22 protein-coding genes are annotated in these 24652 nt (G+C 64.1%); 13 read left to right on the forward strand and 9 right to left on the reverse strand.

From position 1 onward, the window contains the following. Positions 1-36: 36 nt before the first annotated feature. From pncB to AC04SI_RS00310, 7 genes are all read left to right on the forward strand, one after another. Positions 37-1341 carry a nicotinate phosphoribosyltransferase gene (gene pncB / locus AC04SI_RS00280; protein ID WP_404274746.1) on the forward strand — a complete coding sequence of 435 codons (1305 nt, stop codon included), beginning with the start codon at positions 37-39 and terminating at the stop codon, positions 1339-1341. Positions 1342-1562: 221 nt separating this feature from the next. Next, positions 1563-3017, forward strand: a complete 1455-nt coding sequence (locus AC04SI_RS00285; RefSeq protein ID WP_488473887.1) for a hypothetical protein — start codon at positions 1563-1565, stop codon at positions 3015-3017. A gap of 150 nt (positions 3018-3167) precedes the next feature. Further along, positions 3168-4472: an ABC transporter substrate-binding protein gene (locus AC04SI_RS00290; RefSeq protein ID WP_404274748.1), complete on the forward strand. Its 1305-nt coding sequence runs from the start codon at positions 3168-3170 to the stop codon at positions 4470-4472. 213 nt (positions 4473-4685) lie between these two features. Then, complete coding sequence (locus tag AC04SI_RS00295) at positions 4686-5567, forward strand: branched-chain amino acid ABC transporter permease (RefSeq protein ID WP_488473768.1); 882 nt, start codon at positions 4686-4688, stop codon at positions 5565-5567. Beyond that, positions 5564-6526 carry a branched-chain amino acid ABC transporter permease gene (locus AC04SI_RS00300; protein ID WP_404274752.1) on the forward strand — a complete coding sequence of 321 codons (963 nt, stop codon included), beginning with the start codon at positions 5564-5566 and terminating at the stop codon, positions 6524-6526. The genes AC04SI_RS00295 and AC04SI_RS00300 overlap by 4 nt, the downstream gene beginning before the upstream one ends. Further along, the gene (locus AC04SI_RS00305; protein WP_404274753.1) at positions 6523-7248 is read left to right on the forward strand and encodes an ABC transporter ATP-binding protein; all 726 of its coding nucleotides are present in this window, start codon (positions 6523-6525) and stop codon (positions 7246-7248) included. The genes AC04SI_RS00300 and AC04SI_RS00305 overlap by 4 nt, the downstream gene beginning before the upstream one ends. After that, on the forward strand, positions 7245-7964 hold the full coding sequence (locus tag AC04SI_RS00310) for an ABC transporter ATP-binding protein (RefSeq protein WP_404274755.1): 720 nt from the start codon (positions 7245-7247) through the stop codon (positions 7962-7964). Before AC04SI_RS00305 ends, AC04SI_RS00310 begins: the two co-directional genes overlap by 4 nt. Here the strand turns inward: AC04SI_RS00310 and AC04SI_RS00315 are convergent, their stop codons facing one another. Both AC04SI_RS00315 and pncA read right to left on the reverse strand, forming a co-directional pair. Next, on the reverse strand, positions 7965-9290 hold the full coding sequence (locus AC04SI_RS00315; RefSeq protein ID WP_404275346.1) for a sodium:proton antiporter: 1326 nt from the start codon (positions 9288-9290) through the stop codon (positions 7965-7967). It lies immediately after the preceding gene. A 129-nt stretch (positions 9291-9419) separates the two neighbouring features. Next, complete coding sequence (gene pncA / locus AC04SI_RS00320) at positions 9420-10034, reverse strand: bifunctional nicotinamidase/pyrazinamidase (RefSeq protein ID WP_404274756.1); 615 nt, start codon at positions 10032-10034, stop codon at positions 9420-9422. A 287-nt stretch (positions 10035-10321) separates the two neighbouring features. Between pncA and AC04SI_RS00325 the strand changes: the two genes are divergently transcribed. The 6 genes from AC04SI_RS00325 to AC04SI_RS00350 are packed head-to-tail and all read left to right on the forward strand — an operon-like array spanning position 10322 to position 17443. Continuing rightward, the gene (locus tag AC04SI_RS00325) at positions 10322-11182 is read left to right on the forward strand and encodes an FAD binding domain-containing protein (protein WP_404274757.1); all 861 of its coding nucleotides are present in this window, start codon (positions 10322-10324) and stop codon (positions 11180-11182) included. A 38-nt stretch (positions 11183-11220) separates the two neighbouring features. Then, complete coding sequence (locus AC04SI_RS00330) at positions 11221-13989, forward strand: molybdopterin-dependent oxidoreductase (RefSeq protein ID WP_488473888.1); 2769 nt, start codon at positions 11221-11223, stop codon at positions 13987-13989. Further along, positions 13986-15524 carry a 6-hydroxynicotinate reductase gene (locus tag AC04SI_RS00335; RefSeq protein ID WP_404274758.1) on the forward strand — a complete coding sequence of 513 codons (1539 nt, stop codon included), beginning with the start codon at positions 13986-13988 and terminating at the stop codon, positions 15522-15524. The genes AC04SI_RS00330 and AC04SI_RS00335 overlap by 4 nt, the downstream gene beginning before the upstream one ends. After that, a complete protein-coding gene (locus AC04SI_RS00340) occupies positions 15524-16405 on the forward strand; it encodes a UPF0280 family protein (RefSeq protein WP_488473769.1) in 882 nt (293 codons plus the stop codon). Before AC04SI_RS00335 ends, AC04SI_RS00340 begins: the two co-directional genes overlap by 1 nt. Beyond that, positions 16398-16982, forward strand: coding sequence for an amino acid synthesis family protein (locus tag AC04SI_RS00345; RefSeq protein WP_192178228.1), 585 nt, complete (start codon positions 16398-16400; stop codon positions 16980-16982). The genes AC04SI_RS00340 and AC04SI_RS00345 overlap by 8 nt, the downstream gene beginning before the upstream one ends. Continuing rightward, positions 16964-17443 (forward strand): MarR family winged helix-turn-helix transcriptional regulator, encoded by a 480-nt coding sequence (locus AC04SI_RS00350; RefSeq protein ID WP_192178227.1) that lies wholly within the window; start codon positions 16964-16966, stop codon positions 17441-17443. The genes AC04SI_RS00345 and AC04SI_RS00350 overlap by 19 nt, the downstream gene beginning before the upstream one ends. Before the next feature lie 87 nt (positions 17444-17530). On the opposite strand, the gene AC04SI_RS00355 is transcribed toward AC04SI_RS00350, so the two are convergent. The 7 genes from AC04SI_RS00355 to AC04SI_RS00385 all read right to left on the reverse strand — a co-directional run bounded on the left by AC04SI_RS00355 (position 17531) and on the right by AC04SI_RS00385 (position 24643). Beyond that, positions 17531-18928, reverse strand: coding sequence for an NAD(P)(+) transhydrogenase (Re/Si-specific) subunit beta (locus AC04SI_RS00355; protein ID WP_404274761.1), 1398 nt, complete (start codon positions 18926-18928; stop codon positions 17531-17533). 1 nt (position 18929) lies between these two features. Further along, positions 18930-19352: an NAD(P) transhydrogenase subunit alpha part 2 gene (locus AC04SI_RS00360; protein ID WP_404274762.1), complete on the reverse strand. Its 423-nt coding sequence runs from the start codon at positions 19350-19352 to the stop codon at positions 18930-18932. After that, entirely contained in the window at positions 19352-20644 is a 1293-nt protein-coding gene (locus AC04SI_RS00365; RefSeq protein WP_404274764.1) for a Re/Si-specific NAD(P)(+) transhydrogenase subunit alpha, read from the reverse strand. Before AC04SI_RS00365 ends, AC04SI_RS00360 begins: the two co-directional genes overlap by 1 nt. Before the next feature lie 84 nt (positions 20645-20728). Continuing rightward, positions 20729-20953, reverse strand: coding sequence for an aa3-type cytochrome c oxidase subunit IV (locus AC04SI_RS00370; RefSeq protein ID WP_192179223.1), 225 nt, complete (start codon positions 20951-20953; stop codon positions 20729-20731). A gap of 167 nt (positions 20954-21120) precedes the next feature. Further along, a complete protein-coding gene (locus AC04SI_RS00375) occupies positions 21121-21270 on the reverse strand; it encodes a DUF3096 domain-containing protein (protein ID WP_006202401.1) in 150 nt (49 codons plus the stop codon). A gap of 127 nt (positions 21271-21397) precedes the next feature. Continuing rightward, the gene (locus AC04SI_RS00380) at positions 21398-22162 is read right to left on the reverse strand and encodes an N-acyl amino acid synthase FeeM domain-containing protein (RefSeq protein ID WP_404274766.1); all 765 of its coding nucleotides are present in this window, start codon (positions 22160-22162) and stop codon (positions 21398-21400) included. A gap of 168 nt (positions 22163-22330) precedes the next feature. After that, entirely contained in the window at positions 22331-24643 is a 2313-nt protein-coding gene (locus AC04SI_RS00385) for a putative bifunctional diguanylate cyclase/phosphodiesterase (RefSeq protein ID WP_404274768.1), read from the reverse strand. Between the last annotated feature and the right edge of the window lie 9 nt (positions 24644-24652).

The following is a 24652-nucleotide window of genomic DNA, read 5'->3' on the forward strand; positions in this document are numbered from 1 at the left end:
TTTCGCGGGAAGCGAGCAGCGAAGGCGGCACGAGATATGGCAAAGACCGATATAGCGCGGCGCGTCTACAACCACACCTGGAAGCTTGACCCGATCGTCCGCAGCCTGCTCGACACCGATTTCTACAAGCTTTTGATGCTGCAGATGATCTGGGGCATGTATCCCAAGGTGGACGCCACCTTCTCGCTGATCAACCGCACCACTTCGGTGCGCCTCGCCGAGGAGATCGACGAGGCGGAGCTGCGCGACCAGCTCGACCACGCCCGCACCTTGCGCTTCTCCAAGAAGGAGATGATCTGGCTGGGCGGCAACAATTTCTATGGCCGCAAGCAGATCTTCGAACCGGAGTTCCTCGCCTGGCTCGAAGATTTCCAGCTGCCGGACTACGAGCTGTCCAAGCGCGACGGCCAGTATGAGCTCTCCTTCAGCGGCCCGTGGATGTACACGACGCTGTGGGAGATCCCGGCGCTGGCTATTATCAATGAACTCCGATCTCGCGCGGCCATGCGCGCCTTCGGCCCCTTTGCGCTCGATGTGCTTTATGCCCGCGCCAAGGCCAAGATGTGGGCCAAGACCGAGCGGCTGAAGGCCTTGCCCGGCATCCGCATCTCCGATTTCGGCACGCGCCGCCGCCATTCCTTCCTGTGGCAGCGCTGGTGTGTCGAGGCGCTCAAGGAAGGCATCGGCGAGGCCTTCACCGGCACCTCCAACGTGCTTCTGGCCATGGACAACGACCTCGAGGCGCTCGGCACCAACGCGCATGAACTGCCGATGGTGTTTGCAGCTCTCGCCAATTCCGAAAAGGAACTGAAACAGTCGCCCTACAAGGTGCTGCAGGACTGGCAGCGCTACTATGGTGGCAATCTCTTGATCGTGCTGCCCGACGCCTTCGGCACCGCGTCCTTCCTGCGCGACGCGCCGGACTGGGTCGCCGACTGGACCGGCTTCCGTCCCGACAGCGCGCCGCCGATCGAGGGCGGCGAGAAGATCATTTCCTGGTGGCGCGAGAGGGGCAAGGATCCCAGGCAGAAGCTGCTGATCTTCTCCGACGGGTTGGAGGTCGAGACCATCGAGGAGACCTACCGCCACTTCAAGGGCAAGGTGCGCATGTCCTTCGGCTGGGGTACCAACCTGACCAACGACTTTGAGGGCTGCGCGCCGACGGAGACCAACAGCCTCGACGCGATCTCGCTGGTCTGCAAGGTCACCGAGGCGAATGGCCGCCCGGCGGTCAAGCTGTCCGACAACCCGGCCAAGGCTACGGGGGACCTGAAGGAGATCGAGCGGTATCTCAGGATTTTCGGGGCGAAGGATCGCGTGGAGCAGCTGGTCAAGGTGTGAGGAGTCGGACGGCAGCCTGCGCCGACATCTGGTTTGATCCGGCGTCAGCGTCCGGGATGGCAAATTTGGATAGGCTGAGTTCCGTCGCGCCCCCCTCTGTCCTGCCGGACATCTCCCCCACAAGGGGGGAGATTGCGATCTCCTCTCCGCCTTCGCCAATTTTCGACGCTGCAAGGGAAGAGCCGGCGGCGAAACCGCCAATCTCCCCCCAAGTGGGGGAGATGTCCGGCAGGACAGAGGGGGGCGCCGTAGAGCGCTTTCGTCACTGGTTAGCCCTTCATACTGCTGCCCTGACACTCCTCCCCACTCCCGCCTTCGCCCACGCCTCCGATCTCGGCCACGTCCTCCTTCTCCCGACCGGCTACTACATCGCCGGCGGTGCCTTGGCTGTCGCCGCCAGCTTCCTCGTCCTGGCCCTGTTGCCGCCCGACGCCCTCGACCGCTTCTGGCGTCGGCGCCTGCCGCTTTTCGTCTTTAGCGACGGGCTCCGCACGATCACCAGCCTGATCTCTTTTGCCGGCTTCGCAATCCTCATCGCCGCCGGCCTGTTCGGCAGCCGCGATCCGCTCTCCAACCCGCTGCCCCTTGTCATATGGACGCTGCTGTGGGTGGGCTTGGCCATGTTGCAGGGGGTACTCGGCGATCTCTGGTCGTGGCTCAATCCCTGGTATGGACCATGGCGCATCATCAGTCGCCTGATCGGGCGCGAAGGCGAGGCGCAGGAAACGCGCCTGCCCGCATGGCTCGGCAGCTGGCCGGCGGTCATCCTGTTCTTCGCCTTCGCCTGGTTCGAGCTGATTGATCCGGCGCCCGACGATCCGGCGCGGCTGGCATTTGCTGCCGGCCTCTACTGGCTGCTGACCTTCATCGCCATGCTTGTCTTCGGCTATCGCGCCTGGAGCCGCCGCTGTGAGTTCCTGACGGTTTTCTTCGCCATGGTGGCGCGTTTCGCCCTCCTTGAGCGCAATAAAGTCGAGCGCGATGAAGACGGCCGGCTCAATCTCTGCTGGCCGGGCGCCAAGCTGCGCGCGACCGAGCCGCTGTCGGCAGGCGGCATCGCCTTTCTGCTGCTTGCCCTCTCATCGGTATCCTTCGACGGCCTGTCCAAAACCTTTTTCTGGCTCGACCTGTTCGGCATCAATCCGCTCGAATATCCGGGCCGCACCGCGGTGATCGGCGTCGGCAGTTTCGGCCTCGTGTTGACATTCGTGCTGCTGGCAGCGGCATTCATGCTTGCCGTCGTGCTCGGCCAGCGCCTTGCCGCCAGCCGGCACTCCTTCGGTCAAGCGACAGGTCTGCTGGTCTGGTCGATCGTGCCGATCGCGCTCGCCTATCATGTAGCGCACTATCTGACGGCGCTGCTGGTCGACGGCCAGTATGCGATTGCCGCCCTGTCCGACCCGTTTGCGCTCGGCTGGAACCTCTTTGGCACCTCTGCCATGCAGATCGAAGCTGGCGTCGTTGCCGGTGCCGACTCGGCCTGGTGGCTGTGGAATCTGCAGGCCGGAATCATCATCGCCGGCCATATGCTCGCAGTGCTCGTCGCCCACGATCTCGCCTGGCGGCTGCACCCAGTTCCGTCGCGTGCGGCACTCAGCCAATTGCCGCTCACCGTGCTGATGATCGCCAATACCGTCTTCGGCCTTTGGCTGCTTGCCACGCCGACAGCGGGATGACACAAGGCGACCACATCCCTTTGGGCAAAGCTCGCTTGCCACGTCGGGGCTTTGGTGATTTAGTTTGTACACATGCAATTTCGGTCCTCCTGCAAGGAGTGGCCCGCCTCGTTACAGCCATTGGTCAAAACTCAAAAAAGGGGAACTGCCGTGACTGACAAGAATGGGTTTTTCGATCTCTCCAAAAGCACTCTTAGCCGCCGCACCGCACTGAAGGGCCTCGCCGCCGGCGCCGGCCTCGCGGTCGCTCCGGGCTTCGTCCGCTACAGCCAGGCGCAGAGCTCGGCACCGGTCAAGATCGGCTTCCAGTCGCACCGCACCGGCATCGGCGCCGCCTATGGCCGCTGGTACGAGAAGACCACCGCTGCCGCCGTCAAGGCGATCAACGATGCCGGCGGCATCAACGGCCGCCCGGTCGAGGTGGTGATCGAGGACGACGGCACCGATCCCGCCCGCGGCGCCGAGGTGGTCGGCAAGTTCGCCACTCAGCACAAGACCGACATCGTCTTCGGCACGCTGTTCTCGCATGTCGTCATCGGCTCGGCGCCCGCTGCCGGCGAGGCCAAGATTCCCTATTTCGTCGTCAGCGAAGGCCATCACGTCGCTTCGACCAAGCTCAACCGCTACGTCTTCCAGCCCGGCATCACCGACGTGAAGAGCCAGATCCAGTCGATGGCGCCGTGGATCGCCGCCAATGCCGGCAAGAAGGTGACGCAGATATTCCCCGACTTCGCCTTCGGCTACGACCACCGCGATTACCTGCCGCCGGCACTGAAGGCTCAAGGCGCGGATGTCATCGCCCAGATCGCGATTCCGCCGACGGAGTCCTCCTTCACCAAATACTTCCCGCAGATTCCGGCAGAAACCGAGGTGATTTACCACGTCATGGTCGGTCCGGCGGTGCTCACCTTCGTCAAGGAGCTCGGCGAGTTCTACGGCTCCAACCGGCCGCAGCTGTTCGGCTTCATGGATTCGCTGGAAGCCACCGACATCAACAGCCCCGGGCTGGAATTCCTCGATGGCAGCCATTTCTGGGAAGGCTCGCCGCGCTATGCGCAGCCGGACGATTCCGCCGCGCAGAAGGCCTACCGCGCTGCCGTCGGCATCGACGACAATGGCGCGGCTGTAGGCGATCCCAAGGATGTCTCCACCGCGTCGCACATGTTCGGCTGCTGGGAAACGCTCTACATCGTCAAGAAGGCGATGGAAGATGCCGGCTACAAAGGTCCGGAAGATCGCGCCAAGCTGGTTGAGGCGACCGAGGCGCTGACCGAGTTCGCCGAGGGACCCGAGCACCCGCAGGGGCCGAAAACCTTCAACGGCAAGATCCACCAGTGTTTTGGTATCCAGAACATCTCCAAGGTCGAAGGCGGCAAGCTGAAGGTCGTCCACAAGACCAAGATCGAGGACGGTCTTTACGAGCCGGAGGGGGATTACACGACGCAGGCGCTGTAGGCTGCTCTAGCAAGCGTGAGCGCCAGGCCGCCCCCCTCTGTCCTGCCGGACATCTCCCCCTCAAGGGGGGAGATTGGCTGTCTTCATCACTTTCGCCAATCGCCAAGGCTGGTAGGTGGCCGCCTTCGCAGGAACTGCCAATCTCCCCCCTTGAGGGGGAGATGTCCGGCAGGACAGAGGGGGGTGCTTCGCGCATCCGCCGGTGCTTAGCCAATGCACTTCGGACCCCATCTCCTCCTTGCCGCCCTCGAAGGCCTCGTCACCTCCGCCGTGCTGGCGCTGACGGCGCTTGGCCTGTCGCTGGTGTTCGGCGTCATGCGCGTCGTCAACGTCGCCCATGGCGAGTTCTTCATGCTGGGCGCGGTGCTGGCCTGGGCGATCTCGACGGCGATTTCGGGCCACCCGGCGATCGGCTTCCTGGCCGCGCTGGTGCTGGCGCCATTGATCGTCGGCGCAATAGCGCTGGTCGCGGAACGACTGGTGCTGCGCCGGCTCAATTACAATCCCGAAGCCACCATCGTCGCCACCATCGGCATGCTCTACATCATCCAGCAACTGGCACTGACCTTCTACGGTCCGGAGGCGCGCCCCGTGGAGCCGCCTTTCACCTATCGCATCCTTCTGCCGTGGTTCGGCTACTCCGGCTACAAGCTGTCGGTCATCGTGGCCTCGGCACTTCTGCTCGTCGCGACATGGCTGGTGCTGACACGCACGAAGATCGGCCTTGTCATGCGCGCCACGCAGTATGACAGCGAGACGGCGCAGGCCTTCGGCATTCCGGTCGACCGCGTCTATGGCGGCGTCTTCGCGCTCGGCGCCATGCTGGCGGCCATCGCCGCGGTGCTGATCGTGCCGATCAGCCAGGCGCACTACCTGATGGGCCAGGACCCGCTGCTGCTATCCTTCATCGTCGTCATCATCGGCGGCCTCGGCTCGCTGCGCGGCACCGTCGTCGCCGCCGTGCTGATCGGCCTGTCGGACGGCATCATCTCGGTGTACTTCTCGCCGACGCTGGCCAAGATCATCGCCACTTTCCTGGTCGCCATGGTGCTGGTGTTCCGGCCGCAGGGTCTGTTCGGGACGGCATCTCGATGACCGAAGCTTCGCCGGCAAAGCCCTATGCGCTGCATCTCGGCGTCATCGCCCTGCTCTTTGCGCTCAGCTTCGTTTTGCCGGACTATCACCACGGCCTGCTTGCCCGCATCATGGTGCTGGCGGTCTTCGCCATGGGCTACAACATGCTGTTCGGCTATGTCGGGCTGCTCAGCCTCGGCCACGCCATGTTCTTTTCCGCCGGGCTCTATGGCGCCGGGCTAACCGTCTATCATCTGGGATGGAACGTGCCTGCCGCCTTTGCCGCCGGCCTTGCCTGCGGCGCGCTTCTGGCGCTGGTGATCGGCCTGCTGGCGCTGCGCACCACGGGTGTCGCCTTCATGATCGTCACCATGATGTTCGCGCAGGTGTTTTACCTGGTCATCCTCTATTTCGCGTCATGGACCGGCGGCGACCAGGGTCTGGTCGTTCAGCAAGCGGCGCGCGTCCTTGTCCTCGGCTCAGCGTCGCTCGACCTGACCAACCCGACCGTGCGCTACATGAGCGCGCTGGCATTGTTTTCGATCGTGCTGCTGGTCACGCTTGCCATCGTTCGCTCCAGATATGGCCGCGTGCTGGTCGCCATCCGCGAGAACGAGGAGCGGACGAAGATGCTGGGCTACGACACCTTCTCCAACAAGCTCATCGCCGTTATCGTCTCCGGCACCATCTGCGCGGCCTCGGGCGCCGCCTATGTGCTGCTGTTCGGCTATGTCGGCTCGAGCTTCGCCTCGGTGCAATATTCCATCCTGCCGCTGCTCTGGGTGCTCTTGGGCGGTGCCGCCACCACGCTCGGTCCGTTGATCGGCACGCTGTTCATGTACTATGTCATCGACATCACCAGCGGCTTCACCTCCGCCTATCTGCTGATCGTCGGCATCGCGCTCATCTTGCTGGTGCTGTTCTTCCCGAAAGGCATTCTGGGCAGCATACGCCAGCGCTGGCTTGGGTGGCTGCCATGATGCCGCTGCTGACGACCAAGGGCCTGTCGCGCAGTTTCGGCGGTCTGCGTGCCGTCGACGGCGTCGACTTCGCGCTGATGCAGGGCGAGATCCGCGCCGTCATCGGTCCCAACGGCGCCGGCAAGACCACCTTCGTCAGCCTGGTCAGCGGCCGCATCCAGCCCTCGTCAGGCATGATCGTCTTCGATGGCGCCGACATCACCAACCTGCCGGCCTACGCCAGGGTTCGGCTCGGCATCGCCTACACCTTCCAGATCACCAGTGTCTTCGCCAACCTTTCTGCCTACGACAATGTCGCGCTGCCGGTCCAGCGCACGCTGACCGATGGCCGTTCGAAGGGTGCGGTCCGAACCGGCGTCATGGCGGCGCTCGAGCGCACCGGCCTCGCCGCCCGCGCCCACATGCCGGCCGGACAGCTCTCCTATGGCCATCAGCGCCTGCTCGAAGTGGCGATGGGTCTGGCGCTGAAGCCGCGCCTGCTGATCCTCGATGAGCCGACGCAAGGCCTGGCCGACAGCGAGATCGACAATTTTATTCAGCTGGTGCGCGAGATCGCCAAAAGCGCCACCGTGCTGCTGATCGAGCACAACATGCCGGTCGTCATGCAGCTTGCCGACCGCATCACCGTCTTCAACGCCGGCAGGATTCTCGCCGAGGGCACGCCCGAGGCGATCCGCGCCAACGCCGAGGTGCAGCAAGCCTATCTGGGGACGACCCCATGACCGAAACACCGCTTGAGGCGCTGACCATCTCCGGGCTCGACTGCTTCTACGGCGAGGTCCAGGTGCTCTACGGCCTCGACCTCGTGCTGAATAAGGGCGAGGTGCTTTGCCTGTTCGGCCGCAACGGCGCCGGCAAGACGACGACACTGAAGGCGATCATGGGCCTGGTTCCGGCAAGCGCCGGCTCGATCAGGCTCGACGGCAAGGAATTGACCGGCCTGCCGGCGCATGAGGTGCCGAAAGCCGGCGTCGCCTATGTGCCGCAAGGCAGACGGTTGTTTGCCGAGATGACGGTGGCCGAAAACATCGAGATCGGCCTGATGGCGCGCGCCAAGGGCAAGGCGACCCGCGAGAACGTGCTCGATCTCTTCCCGCTGCTGCGCCAGCGGTTGAGACAACGCTCAGGTACTTTGTCGGGCGGCGAGCAGCAGATGCTGGCCATGGCTCGTGCGCTATGTCTCGAACCGCAGGTGCTGCTGCTCGACGAGCCGACCGAAGGGTTGATGCCGTCGATGATCGCAAAGATCCGCGAGACGGTGGCCAAGCTGCGCGAGCTCGGCGTCTCGACCATCCTTGTCGAGCAGCGCGTCGATGCGGTGCTGTCGGTTGCCGACCGCGTCTGCTTCATCGAAAATGGCCGCAACCGCGAGACCGTCGATGTAGAAGAGCTGCGCGCCGATCCTTCTGCCGTCCGGCGCTATGTCGGCGTCGGCTGATCAGCCGAAGAACAGAAAGCCGGCGATCAAGAATGTTGGGATCAGGACAAGGCCCGACCACGCCATGTAGCCGAAGAAGCCCGGCATCTTGACGCCGCGATGCCTGGCGATGGCAAAGACCATGAAGTTCGGTGCGTTGCCGATATAGGTGTTGGCGCCCATGAAAACAGCGCCGGTCGAGATCGCCGCCAGCGTCGCGGCGGCTTCGGTCATCAGATGCTGTGCATCGCCGCCGGCGAGTTCGAAGAACACCAGATAGGTTGGCGCGTTGTCGAGGAACGACGACAGCGCCCCGGTCAGCCAGAAATAGGCGAGGTCGTTGGGCTGGCCCGTGGGCGAGGTGACGAGCGCGACCAGCGGTGCAAGCGCGCCCTCATGGCCGGCCCTGAGGATGGCGATGACCGGCACGATGCAGATGAAGATGCCGGCAAACAATTTTGCGACTTCGGCGATCGGGCCCCAGGTGAAGCCGTTTGCCTCGCGATGGCTCTTGTATGAGACGCGAAGCGACAGGAAGGCGAGCGCCAGGATGATGGCGTCGCGCACCAGGTTCTGCAGCTCGAGGCTGACGCCAAGGATGGAAAGGCTGATACCCGGCTTCCAGCTGGCGGAAAGCAGGATCGCGCCGATCACGCCGGCCAGCAGCGGCAGATTGGCCAGGCCACGAAGCCGCACTGTCGTATCCGGTGTCGGATCCTTGATCTTCGCCGCACCGGCTTCGCGGCGGTGCAGGACGGTGTCGATCGCCAGGAAGGCGATCAGCACCAGGCCGCCGACGAACAGCGTCACGCGCCAGAGATTGGTCGTCGTCCAGAAGAAATCGACGCCGCGCAGGAAGCCGACGAACAGTGGCGGGTCGCCAAGCGGCGTCAGCGAACCGCCAATGTTGGAAACCAGGAAGATGAAGAAGATGACGACATGGGCGTTGAACGGCCGGTTGTCGTTGGCGCGCAGGATCGGCCGGATCAGGATCATCGAGGCGCCGGTGGTGCCGATGACCGAGGCGAGGATGGCGCCAACCAAAAGGAGGCCGGCATTCACTGCTGGCGTGCCATGGATGTTGCCGGCAAGCAGGATGCCGCCCGAGATCGTGTAGAGCGCAAACAGCAAGATGATGAAGGACATGTATTCGGTGAGCAGCGTGTGCAGCACTGCTTCGCTCGCCGAAGGGATACCGAATGCGATCGCTAGCGGCACCACCACCAGCGCCGCCCACAGTGCGGTGATCTTGTCATAGTGGCGTTCCCAGATGTGATGGAAGAGCAGCGGCCCGGTGGCGATCGACAGCAGCAGGCCGGCAAAGGGCAGCGCCCACCACAGCGACATGGTCGCGCCGGGCAATTCGTGGGCTTCCGCCGCGAAGGTCAGTCCCGGAAACAGGAGGACGGCGACTGCCAAGGTGCCAGCCGCCAAAACCGTGGACAATCGTCTGAAGCCCCCCCGGTTCCCCACGGTCTAGTCCGAGGCCTGGTCTTCGAGCACCACGCCGGCCTCGCGCATCCGCTTCAGCATAGCCTCGACGGAGCCGTTGAGGTCGATGCCGCGGCAGGCGTCGAGCCGCACCGTCGTCTTGAAGCCTTGCTTGACCGCATCGAGCGCCGAAAAGGCTACGCAGAAATCGGTCGCCAGGCCCACCAGGGTCACGGTGTCGATGCCGCGCTCGCGCAGATAGCCGGCGAGACCCGTCGACGTCTTATGGTCGTTCTCGAAAAAGGCCGAGTAGCTGTCGATCGCCGGGCGGAAACCCTTGCGGATCACAAGCTCGGCCTTGGTCCAGGCCAGGCCCGAATGGAAATCGGACCCCAGGCTGCCCTGGATGCAATGATCCGGCCACAATGTCTGTGGCCCATAGGGCATATCGATCATCGTGAAGGGCTGCGAGCCCGGATGGCTGGAGGCAAAGCTCGAATGGCCGGCGGGGTGCCAGTCCTGGGTCAGCACGACATGCTCGGTTCGCCGGATCAGATCGTTGACTAAAGGCACGATCTCGTCGCCGCCGTTGACCGCCAGCGCGCCGCCCGGACAGAAGTCGTTTTGCAGGTCGATGACAACAAGCGCTTCGTCGGCCATGGGGCCTCCTTCTTCTCTGTCTCGGCTCAGGCTCCACCGCTGACGCGACCGGACGCAGAAACTTGACCAGATGGCTGGCGGCGTCAACCTCCAGCGCCATAACAATTGCGTGCCGGTCCGCACGACGCGGGCAGCAATGCAAACTCTGGCTTTGACAATTCCTGTCGGCTTGATATCATTTGCATACGAATGAATTTGACCGGTCCGGACGCCGGCAGGATCCGTCGGGAGGCTCTTTCGAGGCGGCCCTTTTCTGGGAAGGTCCCTTTTGTTTTGGAAGGTAGGGCGTGATCCGTTACGCGAAACCCACCACGGTCGACGAGGCGCTCGCTTTGCTTGGCGAGGATCGCTGGCGCATTCTTGCCGGCGGCACTGATTTCTATCCGGCGCAAGGCAGCAAACCTTTTCGCGACAATGTCCTCGACATTAACGGTCTGGCCGCGTTGCGCGGCATTGTCGAGACTGACACTCACTGGCTGATCGGCGCGCGCACCACCTGGACCGATCTTATCCGATATCCTCTGCCGGCCGCCTTCGATGCCTTGAAGCAGGCCGCGCGTGAAGTCGGCTCCGTGCAGATCCAGAACGTCGCCTCCATTGCCGGCAATCTTTGTAACGCCTCGCCGGCCGCCGACGGCGTGCCGGGACTGCTGGTGCTCGATGCCGAGGTCGAACTGCGCTCGGCACAAGCAACACGTTATTTGCCGCTGCAGGAATTCATCCTCGGCAATCGTCGCACGGTCTTGCTGCCGGGCGAGATGGTCACCGCCATTCGCATCCCGAAACCCGCTGCTACCGGCTCATCCACCTTCGTAAAGCTTGGCGCGCGGCGCTATCTCGTCATCTCCATCGCCATGGCGGCGGCGCGCCTCGTTGTCGAGAATGGCATCGTCAGTGAAGCCGCCGTCGCCGTTGGTTCCTGCTCGGCGGTCGCCAAACGTCTGACCGGCGTCGAAGCCGCCTTGCGTGCCCAGCCCGCGAACCATGCCCTCGCGGCCGCGGTGCAGTCCGCTCCAATGGACGAGCTTTCACCGATCGGTGATGTCCGCGGTAGCGCCGAATATCGGCAGGACGCGGCACGCGAGATCGTCGCCCGCGCCGTGCTTGGCGCCATCGACCATTCAGCCGGCGGCAAGGTGGCGGCATGAGCAAAGCTCAGCCCAACATGAATAAAGCTCAGCCTGGCATGAGCGAGGCTCAGCCCGGGATGGGGCGCGCCAACATCGACTTCGAGGTCAACGGCGCCGCCGTCAGCGTCTTTGTGCCACCAGTGCGCCGTCTCTCTTCGGTGCTGCGCGACGATTTGCGGCTGACCGGCACCAAGGTCGGTTGCGACGCCGGCGATTGCGGTGCCTGCACGGTGCTGGTCGACGGCGAACCGGTCTGCGCCTGCCTGATGCCGGCGGCCTCGGCAGCCGGCGCGGCGATAACCACGGTCGAAGGCCTGGCCAACGGAAAACTGTCGGCGCTGCAGGCCTCGTTCCTCGATCATGGCGCGGCGCAATGCGGCATCTGCACGCCCGGCCTGCTGGTCGCGGCAACCGCGCTTCTGGATCGGAGGTCGAACCCGACCGAAGTGGAAACGCAGGATGCGTTGGGAGGCGTGCTGTGCCGGTGCACCGGCTACCGAAAAATCATCGCGGCGGTGATGGATGCCTCGCGCCACGTTGAAAGCCTCGACCACCGCATGCCGCAATCCGGTTCTGCTGTTGGCGCATCGCCGATTCGCCTCGATGGCTTGCCCAAAGTCACCGGTGGCGAACAATTCGGCGGCGATTCCTTCCCGGCCGATGCGCTCGCCGTGTTGGTGATCCGCTCGCCGCACCATCACGCCCGGTTCACTTTCGGCGACCTGGATTCCTGGGCGAGGGCCCGTCCCGGCGTTGCCGGCGTCTTCACCGCCGCCGATATTCCCGGAAAAAACTGCTTCGGCGTCATCGGCCCCTTCGCTGACCAGCCGGCTCTCGCTGAAGGTTTTTCGCGCTTTCGCGGCGAGGCGGTGGCATTGGTCGCCGGCGAACGTGAGGCAATCCTTGATCTCGACTTGTCGGATTTCCCAATCGAATGGACCGAATTGCCGCATGTGCTGCAGCCATGCGAGGCACAGGCTAGCGGCGTAGAACTGATCCACCAGCACCGACCGGCAAACCTGCTGACCTCCGGTTTTGTCGAACGCGGCGATCCGGACGCGGCGCTCTCCGGCGCCGTCGTCACCGTGTCGGGCGCCATCGACACCTCCTACGTCGAGCACGCCTACATCGAGCCGGAAGCCGGCTATGCATACATGGATGGCGACACGCTGGTCGTCGTCGCCTGCACGCAGGCGCCCTACATGGACCGCGACGACACGGCAAAGGTGCTGGGTCTCGCCGTCGACAAGGTACGTATCGTGCCGACCGCCACCGGCGGCGGCTTTGGCTCAAAGCTCGACGTCTCGCTGCAGCCTCTCATCGGCCTGGTGGCGATGAAGACGGGACGGCCGGCCGCGCTTGCCTATACGCGCAACGAATCGATGATCTCGACCACCAAGCGCCATCCGGCCGAGATGCAGGCGACCATCGGCGCCGATGCCGAAGGCCATGTCACCGGCATGGTCTTTGCTGGCGATTTCAACACCGGCGCCTATGCCAGCTGGGGCCCGACCGTCGCCAATCGCGTCCCGGTGCATGCCTCCGGCCCCTATGCAACGCCGAACTATCGAGCCGAAGGCCGTGCCATCCACACCAATGGCCCTATCTCCGGCGCCTTCCGCGGCTTTGGTGTGCCGCAGGCGACGATCATGCAGGAGACGCTCTACGACGAGCTGGCCGGCAAGCTGGGGATCGACAGACTCGATTTTCGCTTGAAGAACTGCCTTCGGAACGGATCCGAAACGGTTACTGGACAAAAATTGGACTCCGGTGTCGGCATTGCCGAGTGTCTCGAGGCGCTGCGGCCGCATTGGACGCGCGCCCTGGCCGACACGGAGCTGTCCAACGCCGGCAGCAGCACAAAAAGGCGCGGCGTCGGCATCGCGTCCTGCTGGTATGGCTGCGGAAACACCTCGCTGCCCAATCCGTCGACGATCAAGGTCGGCATGTCGTCCCAGGGCGAAATCGTCCTGCATCAGGGCGCTGTCGATATCGGACAGGGATCGAACACGGTCATCAGCCAGATCTGCGCCGACGCGATCGGCCTGCCGCTCGAAAAATTCCGGCTGAAGAGTGCCGACACGGCGATTACGCCTGATGCCGGCAAAACATCAGCCTCGCGCCAGACCTTCGTCACCGGCAAGGCCGCCGAGAAGGCCGGCCGCGCCTTGCGCGAAGCGATCCTGCGCTTTGCCAACGTTTCGGATAAGGCGGCGATTGCGCTGGATGGAGCAAGCCTGACCATCCGCGAGGGCGAAGCGACACGGCGGATCGATCTTTCCCAACTGGCTGCTGATGCTGATGGGCTCGTCTTCGTCGCCTCGGAAACCTACGACCCGCCGACGCTGCCGCTCGACGCCAAGGGCCAGGGCAAGCCTTACGCCGTCTACGGTTATGGCGCGCAGATCGCCGAACTCGAGGTCGACCTCGAGCTGGGCACGGTGAAGCTGATCAAGATCACCGCCGCACATGATGTCGGCAAGGCAATCAATCCGTTGCTGGTCGAAGGCCAGATCGAGGGCGGCATCGCGCAAGGCATCGGCATGGCGCTGATGGAGGAATACATCCCCGGCCGGACCGAGAATCTGCACGACTATCTGATCCCGACGATCGGCGACGTGCCGCCGATCGAGACCATTCTCGTCGAAGTTCCGGACCCGGAAGGACCGTTCGGCGCCAAGGGGCTGGGCGAGCATGTGCTGATCCCGACGGCGCCGGCGATCCTCAACGCTATCAGACACGCCACCGGCGTGCTGGTCACCAAGGTGCCGGCGACGCCGAGCCGTATCCGCGCGGCGATCCGCGACAAGGAGGCACGCCAATGAGCGAGCTGGCCGAACGTTTCGAATCCCATGACCTCGGCGAGAAACAGGTGGCGGAAAAGATCCGCTGCGATGCCTGCCCGGTCATGTGCTACATCGCCGACGGTCGCACCGGCGCCTGCGACCGCTACGGCAATGTCGGCGGCCGCATCGTGCGTATGGATCCGCTGACCATCCTCGACCACGCGGCCGAAACCGGCGGCGCGGTCGTGCCTTTCGTTGCCGAGGGCGAGGCGTGGAACGGTGAACTGGTCAACACCGGCCGCCGCTTCGTCACCGCAATCGGCGCCGGCACCACCTATCCCGACTACAAGCCGGCCCCCTTTATCGTCAGTCAGGAGGTCGAGGGCGTCGATCTGGTCACCGTGGTGACGGAGGGCATCTTCTCCTATTGCGGCGTCAAGGTGAAGATCGACACCGACCGTCACATCGGCCCGGAGACGGCGACGGTGCGCGCCGAAGGCGAGGCGATCGGCCATGTCACGACCGGCGAGTACGGCTCGCAGATGCTGTCGCTGGGCGGCGTGCATCACCTGACCGGCGGCTCCAAGGCGGAAGGGCGCGCCACTTGCGATGCAATGCTCAACCTCTGCAACCGCAAGCCGGTCGAGCTCACCATCGACGGCGGCGCCACGGTGATTGTTGAAGCCGGCAAACCACCGGTCATCGACGGCAAGATCGAACACCGCATGCGTGTCGGCTGCGGCTCGGCCACCATCGGCATGTTCGCCACCCAGTGGCGTGGCCTGGTCGACGAAGTGGTGGTGGTCGACGACCACATCACCGGCGTCGTCTCCGAGCATCAGGCTGGCAAGGTGCTGGGCTGGCAGGACACTGGCATAAAAATCATCGGCCGCCGCTCGACGCCCGGCCGCTACTTCAAAGTGTCCGAACCCGGGCTCGGCTGGGGCGGCACCAGCATTTCCGACCCGCTGTCGATCCTCGGCGACTGGAACGCCAAGAAGGGCGCGCGTGCCGGCCTGTCGCTGCTGATGGTCTCGACCACCGGCGAGCAGTTCGCCTATTACGAGCTCGACGACGATCTGAAGCCGGTCGAAAAGCCGTTCCCGGAACGGTTGCAGAAGTCGGTCGGCCTGATCGAGGAGAATTGCGAGCCGGCCTTGTGCACCGTGTTGTTCATCGGCGGTGCCGGCGGCTCGTTGCGCGCCGGCGTCACCGAGAACCCGGTCAACCTCACCCGCTCGGTGCAGGGCCTGAAGACCTATGTGACGGTCGGCGGCGCGCCGGTCTATGTCTGGCCGGGTGGCGGCATCACTTTGATGGTCGATGTCACCCGCGTGCCGGAAGGTGCCTTCGGCTATGTGCCGACCCCGGCGCTGGTGGCGCCGATCGAGTTCACGCTGCGCCGCGACGACTATGTCAGGCTGGGCGGCTATGAGGCCGAGATACGCAGCGTCGAGGACATCCTTGCCAAGGGCGGCGAATACCTCAATCCGCGCCGCGGCACCGGTGCGCCGGTCAGCAATCCCTGGCCGCCGCTGGCACAGCTGCGGCGCGCGGCGAACGGGGTTGCCTGATGAACGGCCCGCGGGCGCATTGGCTCGACGACGGCAGGCGGCTTCATCTCAATCATGGGCCGATCGACCTGATCATTGGGGTATTTGGCCCTGCCGAAGAATGCCGGGCTGCCTATGGTCAGGCGGTAGCGCGATTCCAGACCGTCCTGACCGAACTGGTGGAAGAGCTTGCAGAATTGCGCCGTCCGGCCTCGACAAAGCCACGCCTATTCGCCGGACCAGTGGCTCGTCGGATGGAAGCGGCGGTCGCGCCGCTGGCAAAAAACTTCATCACGCCGATGGCCGCCGTCGCGGGCTCGGTAGCCGACGAAATGCTGGCCGCCCTGCTAGCCGGCCGAAAGCTCGACCGCGCCTATGTCAACAATGGCGGCGACAGCGCCATCCACCTCGGCACCGGCCAGTCGATGACCCTCGCCATTGCCGGCACGGGGCATGGGCTGCAGGACCGGATCGTCATTCGCGCGGGAGACGCGGTACGCGGTGTCGCCACCAGCGGATGGCGTGGCCGCTCCTTTTCGCTGGGCATCGCCGATGCCGTCACCGTGCTGGCGAGAACCGGCGCCGAGGCCGATGCCGCCGCGACGCTGATTGCCAACGCCGTCGATCTACCCGATCACCCCGCCATCAAGCGCGAGCCTGCGCGCGACCTGGCGCCCGACAGCGATCTGGGCGACCGCCTGGTGACGACGGCGGTCGGCCCGCTTTCACCGGTAGAAATCGCCACTGCACTGGACAGCGGGCTCGCTGTCGCCGATGATTTTCGCCGAAATGGCCTGATATCAGCTTCGGCGATTTTCCTTGCCGGTCAAACCCGCATCAGTGGTTCCATGGCGCTTACAGCGCCCACGAAAATCCCAGGGAAGGAAGTTGCCCATGCCTGAGTTTCCGATCCGCAAGATCGCGGTTCTGACCGAGGAAATCTTTCATGACGGCGGACCGGCGGCGAAAGAGCCGCGCCGCCGCGCCGCGGCCCTGGCGCTGGTGAAGAACCCCTTTGCCGGTCGCTATGTCGAGGATCTGCAGAGCGCCATGGACGATCTGAAGCCGCTCGGGCTGATGCTCGCCGACCGGCTGATCGCAGCACTTGGCGGCGACGTGAAGCAGATCGATGGCTACGGCAAGGGCGCCATCGTCGGCTCCGCCGGTGAACTCGAGCATGGTGCTCTCTGGCACGTACCGGGCGGCTACGCCATGCGCGAGCGGCTCGGCGACGCCAAGGCGATCGTGCCGTCGGCAAAGAAGGTCGGCGCCTTCGGCGCGAAGCTCGACGTGCCGCTCGGCCACATCAACGCCGCCTATGTGCGCAGCCATTTCGACGCCATGGAAGTTGGTGTCAGCGACGGGCCGCGTCCCGACGAGATCCTGTTCTGCCTTGCCATGACCTGCGGCCCGCGCATCCACGATCGCATGGGCGGTCTGGCGGCCAAGGACATCAAGGCATGGGATGGGCTGCGGTGAGCGCCGGCGAGGAAGTCAGGCTCAAGCTGGTCGAGGCCGAGGAGCCCGAGGACAACGACTACCATCTGCAGGAGCAGGTCGGCTTCATCCTGCGCAAGGCACATCAGCGCCATGTTGCGATCTTCGCCGCCCATATCGCCGATCTGACGCCGCCGCAATTCGCGGCGCTGGCCAAATTGCACGACGTCGGCGAGACCTCGCAGAACCAGCTAGGCACGCTGATCGCCATGGATGCAGCGACGGTGAAGGGCGTCATCGACCGGCTGAAGGCGCGCGGCCTGGTCGAGCTTTCCAAGCACGAGGTCGACAAACGGCGCCTGCTGGTCAACCTGACCGCCGAAGGCCGCGATGCGATCGAGCGCCTGATTCCGCTCGCGCGTGGCATCACCGAGGAAACGCTGGCGCCGCTGTCGGCCAAGGAGGCTGCCACCTTCATGCGGCTACTGGCCAAGCTGGCGTGAAGGAATTCCGGCCCGCTTGACGGCCTACGAAAAAGCCCGGCGCGAGACCGGGCTTTTTGCTGCGTTCTTGAGGAAGCGGCCGATGGATCAGTGATCCATGGCTTTGACGATCTCTTCCGTCATCTTCTTGGCGTCGCCGAGCAGCATCATGGTGCCATCCTTGTAGAACAGCGTGTTGTCGATGCCGGCATAGCCGGAGCCAAGCGAGCGCTTGACGAACAGGCAGGTGCGGGCCTTGTCGACGTCGAGGATCGGCATGCCGTAGATAGGGCTGCTCTTGTCATCCCGCGCGGACGGGTTGGTGACGTCGTTGGCGCCGATGACATAGGCGACGTCGGCCTGCGCGAATTCGGAGTTGATGTCCTCGAGCTCGAACACCTCGTCATAGGGCACGTTGGCTTCGGCCAAGAGTACGTTCATGTGGCCGGGCATGCGGCCGGCGACCGGGTGGATCGCGTATTTGACGTCGACGCCATTGGCCTTGAGCTTGTCGGCCATCTCGCGCAGTGCATGCTGCGCCTGGGCGACCGCCATGCCGTAGCCGGGCACGATGATGACCTTCTGCGCGTTCATCATCAGATAGGCGGCATCGTCGGCCGATCCCTGCTTGACCGTGCGCTCGATGCCGTCGTCGGCCGCTGCTGCCGTCTCGCCGCCGAAGCCGCCGAGGATGACCGAGATGAACGAGCGGTTCATGCCCTTGCACATGATGTAGGACAGGATCGCGCCGGACGAGCCGACCAGTGCGCCGGTGATGATCAGCGCCAGGTTGCCGAGCGTGAAGCCGAGGGCCGCTGCCGCCCAGCCGGAATAGGAGTTCAGCATCGACACGACGACCGGCATGTCGGCGCCGCCGATCGGGATGATGAGCAGGACGCCCAGCACCAGCGAGGCCGCCACAATCAGCCAGAACACAAGCTTGGATTCGGTCGTGACCAAAAGCACGATCAGCACGACGAGGGCGATGCCGAGCGCGATGTTGATGAAATGGCGCCCGCCAATCATGATTGGCTTGCCCGACATGCGGCCGTCGAGCTTGAGGAAGGCGATGACCGAGCCGGTGAAGGTGATGGCGCCGATGGCAACGCCAAGGCTCATTTCGATCAGCGCCTGGGCGTGGATGTCGGCGACCGTGCCGATGCCGAAACTTTCCGGCGCATAGATCGCGGCGGCCGCCACCATGACGGCAGCAAGGCCGACGAGGCTGTGGAAGGCGGCGACCAGCTGCGGCATGGAGGTCATGGCGATGCGCCGTGCCGTGACGGCGCCGACCGAACCGCCGATCAGCAGCCCGAGCACGATCAGGCCGAAGCCGCCGGCCGACGGAACCGCCAGCGCCAGCGTCGTGGCAATGGCGATGCCCATGCCGATCATACCGTAGAGATTGCCCTGGCGGCTGGTGGTCGGATGCGACAGGCCGCGCAGCGCCAGGATGAACAGGATGCCGGAGACAAGGTAGAGGAACGAAGCGAAGTTGGCGTTCACGTCACTTGTCCTTTTTCTTGTACATCGCCAGCATGCGCTGGGTGACGAGGAAGCCGCCGAAGATGTTGACCGACACCAGCATCAGCGCAACGAAGCCGAAGCCGGTGGCAATGCCGGACGCCGAAATACCGACGGCAAGCAGCGCGCCGACGACGATCACCGAGGAGATGGCGTTGGTGACGGCCATCAGCGGCGTGTGAAGTGCCGGCGTGACGGACCACACGACGTAGTAGCCGACGAAGATCGCCAGGACAAAGATGGCGAAGCGGAAGACGAACGGATCGATGGCGCCGCCGGACAGCGCGTGCGCGGCGTCGCCAGCCGCCTCGGTGCCGGGCGCGGTGGCCAGGTTCTGCACCGCGAGCTTGACGGCGGCGGTCGCCTGGTCGAGCTGGTCGAGGGCTTTCTGCAAGGTCTGATCCATCACGCGATCCCCTTCGGCTTGGCAGCGGACTTGCCCGTGGCGGCCTTTTTGTCGGCTGTCTTTTTCGGCGCGGCTTTCTTGACCGACGCATCGGCGACCATGGTTTTCGCCGGGATCGCCGCCGGTTCGACATGCTGGCCCTTTGGCGGCTCTGCCGCCGCCTTGGCGAAGGCCGGGTGCACCACCTTGCCGGCATCGGTCAGCATGGTTGCCTTGACCAGTTCGTCGTCGCGCTTGATGGCCAGCGTCCTGGTGGTCTTGTCGACCAGCGTTTCGACGAAGGCGAACAGGTTGCGGGCATAAAGCAGCGAGGCGGATGCCGCGACGCGGCCCGGCACGTTGAGATGGCCGACGATCTTGACGCCGTTGGCGGTCGTCACGACCTTGCCAGGCACGGCGCCCTCGACATTGCCGCCGCGTTCGACCGCGAGGTCGACGAGCACCGAACCCGGCTTCATCGACACGACCATCGCCGCCGAGACCAGCTTCGGCGCCGGACGGCCGGGGATCAGCGCCGTGGTGATGACGATGTCCTGCTTGGCGATGTGTTCGGCAGTCAGTGCCGCTTGCTTGGTCTGATATTCCTTCGACATTTCCTTGGCGTAGCCGCCGGCGGTCTCGGCCGCCTTGAACTCCTCGTCCTCGACCGCAAGGAATTTGGCGCCGAGTGACTGCACCTGTTCCTTCACCGCCGGACGCACGTCGGTGGCGGTGACAACAGCGCCAAGCCGGCGCGCCGTGGCGATCGCCTGCAGGCCGGCGACGCCGACGCCCATGATGAAGGCCTTCGCCGCCGGCACGGTGCCAGCCGCCGTCATCATCATCGGCAGCGCCCGGTCATATTCGGCGGCCGCGTCGACCACCGCCTGGTAGCCGGCGAGATTGGCCTGCGAGGACAAGACGTCCATCGACTGCGCGCGGGTGATGCGCGGCATGAATTCCATCGAGAAGGCGGTGACGCCTGCCTTGGCAAGTGCGGCGACGGCGGCATCGTTGCCATAGGGGTCCATAATGGCGATGACGGCGGCGCCGGACTTGTAGCCCTTCAGCTCCGCATCCGTTGGCCGGCGCACTTTCAGCACCACATCGGCCTTGGCGACATCACCGGCCTTGCCGATCGCGGCGCCCGCCTTGGCGAACTCTTCGTCGGGAATGCGCGAGGCCGTGCCGGCGCCGGTCTCGACGACCACGTCGAGACCCAGCGCCGCCAGCCGTTTCACCGTGTCGGGTGAGGCCGCGACGCGCGGCTCGTTCTCGTCGAGTTCACGAGGGATGAAAACCGTCTGTCCCACCGCATGATCCTTTCGGCTGGAACCTGTTGCGCAAGACGCCGGCCGGACCTCCGGCAGCGTCCCTAGCGAAGGATTTCGGAAAGTCTATCGGAGAATGAAGGCGCCGGCAGCCAGGATCAGGGCGCAGAGGATGGTCGCCGAGAAGAAACCGCCAACGAAGAAGCCGAACGCCATCGCGATAACTATGGCGAGGCAAAAGAGCGAACCGTATTTGGCCAGCGCCAGGAAGCCCGCATAGGTGCGGTCGTGCTCGGAATAGTCCATCTTCGCGCCCAGTTCGACAGGACCGGACGGCGTGTGCTCAGCCATAGGAATACCCCTTCGAAGACATCTTTGAGGCACATAGCGAAAAGCCGGGCCAAGAGCAATGGCGCTATTGCCGCATCGCCGGAGACAACAGCCTCAAAGGAAAGTTGAAAGCCGTCTGTCGAGGCGCTTGCCCCTGGCTTTCGTGGGGAGTGACGGGTCCGCGGATATCAGCCCGCCAGGTGCGGGAACAGCCCGAGCAGGCCGGCGATGATCAGGTAGATCGCGACGATGTAGTTCAAAAGCCGCGGCATCACCAGGATCAGCACACCGGCAATCAGCGAGATCAGCGGGGTGAGCGCGATCGCGGAAATGGTCATGTTCTTTGTCCTTTCTCGAGTTGATGTCCGCCGTCCTCAGCCGATGCAGCGACGGTATCTGTCGCCGCGACAACGCCGGCACGGCCGGAAAGCTCCTAGCCGGCACCATCACAAAACCCGTGAAGGCTCAGGCGGCTTCGGGGAAATACTTGGCCGTCGGCAGGATGGTCAGTGGCGCAAGCTCGCCGGTCGGCGCTTTCGCGAACAGCATGCGCCGTTCCAGCGCCGTCGAGTGGAAGAACGGAAAGCGCCGCAGCGTCGGCGCCATGTTCTGCTCGCAGAGCGATTCATAGAAGAAGATCGGCATGGTGAAAGGCGGATAGATGCGCGGCTCACCAACCTGCACCGAACCGAAGATGCGATGATAGAAGGCCGTGTGCTCTTCCCGGATCATCGAGATACAACTCGTGGCGTTGAAGAACGTGTTGGCGATAACCGCAAGCCGCAGCGTGACATAGGGCAGGGCCCGGTGGGTCGACGACAGTTGCGGGTCGACCGCCAGCCGGCTGGGATCGATGAAGGTCTCGCCCCGCGCCAGGCGCAGCAGCAACCTGTCGCCGAACACCGTCATGATTGGCGCTTCCGGGGTCTCGCGGGTCAGGTGGTGGAGCCTGACGGTGCTGACAAGCTCGCCTTCCATGAAGACGCCGAAACAATAACAGTTTGGGACTTCGTCGAGATGATCGGCAAGCTTCTGCTCGACGATGGTATCAAGCAGGCCGTGCGAATGGAACGCCTTGTAGCGCAGCCGGGAGATCGCTTCGAAATCCTCGCCGCTTTCACAGCGCCGGTACTCGACGCGCTCCAGAAGGTCGAGCACGTTGCGCGCGAACAGCGAAGGAGGCTGAGATCTGGCAGCCGAAGCCGCCGCAGGCCGACCTGACTCACGCATGTCCATATTCTTCCCTCGTACCGCCGCAGGAGAACAATATCGGACGAGAGAGTGAACAAGAAGATAAAACTACAATCGTCTTCGTTTACCGAAGGTTAACCTTAACAATTGGTTAACGCGCGGAAAAATCAACTCCTCTTGAGCCGGCTTGTGAAACGTGATCGAGGATCAGGTGGTGGCGCGCTTTGCGACCGGCCGCAGTTCCGCGGCAAAAGGCCAGGTCACGTTGGACATGGTCTCGATGCCCGACGCACTGAGCGCGGCGCCGAAGAGGAAGCCCTGAACCAGGTCCGGCTTCACCGTATGCAGCAGGATCTTGAGCTGTTCGAAGGTCTCCACGCCTTCGACGGTGACAGTCAGGCCGAGAATCCGGGTCAGGTCGACGACGCCCTTCAACAGGTCGAGCGAGCGCGGGTTCTGGGTGACGTCCATCAGGAACGAACGGTCGATCTTGATCTTGTCGAGCGGCAGCTTGTGCAGGTAGCTCAGGCTCGAATAGCCGGTGCCGAAATCGTCGAGCGCGATGCGCACGCCAAGCTGCTTCAGCTCCTCGATGTACTGGCGCGTCAGCGACTTATCGTCGAGCAGCGCGGTTTCGGTGACTTCGATCTCCAGGCGGGCGGCCGCGAGCCCGGACGTGGCCAGCGCGTCGCGGACCTTCTGGATGACGTCACTGTTGCGGAAGTCCTTGGCGGAAAGGTTCACCGAAACGCTGGTCTGGTCGGGCCATTTGGCGCATTCCGCGCAGGCCGCCTGAAGCACGAAGGTGCTGATCTCGGAAATGATGCCCATTTCCTCGGCCAATGGAATGAAGATGCTTGGCGAAACAGGCCCGAGATCGGGATGGTCCCAGCGGCACAATGCCTCGCAGCTCGCAATGCGCATCGTGCTCATCGAGACGATCGGCTGATAGACGACGCGCAGGCCCTTGCTCTCGATCGCGCTGCGCAAGTCCGCCTTCATCAGCTGGCGATTGCGGAAGGCGGCGTCCATCGCGGCCTCGAACAGCCGCCAGTTGTTCTTGCCGAGCTCCTTGGCCTTGTAGAGCGCCAGGTCCGCCTTGACGATCATGGCGTCGACATCGGTGTCCTCGACCTTGGACAGCACCGCGCCGGCGCTTGCCTGGATGCGCAGCCCATGTCCGGCGACGTCGACTTCGCCCTGCAGGTCGCCGAAAATCTGGTCGAGCAGGCTGGTCAGGTGGCTTTCGTCCTCGATGCGGTCGAAGAAGACCATGAACTCGTCGCCGCCGAAGCGGCTGACGGTGATGCCCTGCCCGGCAACGGCCGCCAGCCGCTCCGCCACGGCGTAGATCAGGCCGTCGCCGACCGGGTGGCCCAGCGTGTCGTTGACGCTCTTGAAATCGTCGAGGTCGAGCACGGCCAGGCCGCAGAGACGGTCGCGGTCGCCGGAGGCCATCGATTCGCCGACCAGTTCGTGGAAATAGGCGCGGTTCGGCAGGCCGGTGAGGCTGTCGTAGCGCGCCATGAAGCGGATTTTTTCCTCGGCCTCGACGCGCGCCGTGACATCCTCGAAGGTGATGACGCCCAGGTCCTGGCTGCCTTCGCGTGCCGAAAACTCGTAGTGCTGGCCGGTGGAGAAGGAAACCAGCACCTTGCGGTCGCGCCCCTCGCGCAGCGCCCGCGTCAGCTGCGCCTCGACATAGCGGCAGTCCTTTGGCGACAGCATGCCGCCGGCAACGCCGCGCAGGAGCAGCGAGTGGATCGATCGGCCGAGCAATAGGTCAGGCGATTTCAGCGACATCAGATGCGCGGCCTCGGCGTTGCCGACCACCACCTTGCCGTCGGGACCAAGCATCACCAGGCCATGCGACATGGTGTTCAGCGCCCGGTTGAAGCGCTCTGCCAGCCTGGCCGCGGTCTTGCGCTCCGAAATGGCATCGAAAAGCACGGTGCGGACGTGTGCGGCCATTCGCGTGATGATGAAGATGAACGGCACGATATAGAGGCCGAGGATGAAGGTGGGCACGTCGCCCTTGAGCATCAGCCCGATCGCGATCGGCAGCACGACCGTGAAGGCCTGCACCGCAACCATGGTCTTGGAGCCGTAATTGCGGCCGACGATCGTCACCGTCGAGCCCATTATGACGGCGATCGCGGCACTTTCTCCGAACATGTCCGGGATGAGGTAGATGGTCGTGAGGCAGAAAAGCCCCATGAAGAAAGCCTGGATGGTGCCGCCGACCAGATAGTAGCGTTCCCAGGTCTTGGCCGCTTCATAGCTGTCGAAATTGCCTTCGCGCTGGCCTTTGCGGATGCCGTAATAGCGGTAAAGGCCGGCGGCAAGCATGATTGCCGCCAACGCCAGGTAGGCCGGATGCTTTGAGGTGAAATAGACTAGAACGCCGATGAGTCCGTGGCAAAAAGCGCCGATCAGCAGGATTCCGGGATCGTTGAACAACGATCGCACGAACCCAGCATAGACGTCCTCACCTATCTCTCCGGTTTTGTGTTCTTGCATGGCCCGCGG

This window comes from Mesorhizobium sp. CNPSo 4689, assembly GCF_057784325.1.

Excerpts from the sequence above, each read along its gene's own strand:
- pncB (WP_404274746.1), top strand. The coding sequence starts at position 37 with ATGGCAAAGACCGATATAGCGCGGCGCGTCTACAACCACACCTGGAAG.
- AC04SI_RS00285 (WP_488473887.1), top strand. The coding sequence starts at position 1,563 with ATGTCCGGCAGGACAGAGGGGGGCGCCGTAGAGCGCTTTCGTCACTGG.
- AC04SI_RS00295 (WP_488473768.1), top strand. The coding sequence starts at position 4,686 with ATGCACTTCGGACCCCATCTCCTCCTTGCCGCCCTCGAAGGCCTCGTC.
- AC04SI_RS00300 (WP_404274752.1), top strand. The coding sequence starts at position 5,564 with ATGACCGAAGCTTCGCCGGCAAAGCCCTATGCGCTGCATCTCGGCGTC.
- AC04SI_RS00305 (WP_404274753.1), top strand. The coding sequence starts at position 6,523 with ATGATGCCGCTGCTGACGACCAAGGGCCTGTCGCGCAGTTTCGGCGGT.
- AC04SI_RS00310 (WP_404274755.1), top strand. The coding sequence starts at position 7,245 with ATGACCGAAACACCGCTTGAGGCGCTGACCATCTCCGGGCTCGACTGC.
- AC04SI_RS00315 (WP_404275346.1), bottom strand. The coding sequence starts at position 9,290 with ATGTCGCTGTGGTGGGCGCTGCCCTTTGCCGGCCTGCTGCTGTCGATC.
- pncA (WP_404274756.1), bottom strand. The coding sequence starts at position 10,034 with ATGGCCGACGAAGCGCTTGTTGTCATCGACCTGCAAAACGACTTCTGT.
- AC04SI_RS00330 (WP_488473888.1), top strand. The coding sequence starts at position 11,221 with ATGAGCGAGGCTCAGCCCGGGATGGGGCGCGCCAACATCGACTTCGAG.
- AC04SI_RS00335 (WP_404274758.1), top strand. The coding sequence starts at position 13,986 with ATGAGCGAGCTGGCCGAACGTTTCGAATCCCATGACCTCGGCGAGAAA.
- AC04SI_RS00340 (WP_488473769.1), top strand. The coding sequence starts at position 15,524 with ATGAACGGCCCGCGGGCGCATTGGCTCGACGACGGCAGGCGGCTTCAT.
- AC04SI_RS00345 (WP_192178228.1), top strand. The coding sequence starts at position 16,398 with ATGCCTGAGTTTCCGATCCGCAAGATCGCGGTTCTGACCGAGGAAATC.
- AC04SI_RS00350 (WP_192178227.1), top strand. The coding sequence starts at position 16,964 with ATGGGATGGGCTGCGGTGAGCGCCGGCGAGGAAGTCAGGCTCAAGCTG.
- AC04SI_RS00360 (WP_404274762.1), bottom strand. The coding sequence starts at position 19,352 with ATGGATCAGACCTTGCAGAAAGCCCTCGACCAGCTCGACCAGGCGACC.
- AC04SI_RS00370 (WP_192179223.1), bottom strand. The coding sequence starts at position 20,953 with ATGGCTGAGCACACGCCGTCCGGTCCTGTCGAACTGGGCGCGAAGATG.
- AC04SI_RS00375 (WP_006202401.1), bottom strand. The coding sequence starts at position 21,270 with ATGACCATTTCCGCGATCGCGCTCACCCCGCTGATCTCGCTGATTGCC.
- AC04SI_RS00380 (WP_404274766.1), bottom strand. The coding sequence starts at position 22,162 with ATGCGTGAGTCAGGTCGGCCTGCGGCGGCTTCGGCTGCCAGATCTCAG.
- AC04SI_RS00385 (WP_404274768.1), bottom strand. The coding sequence starts at position 24,643 with ATGCAAGAACACAAAACCGGAGAGATAGGTGAGGACGTCTATGCTGGG.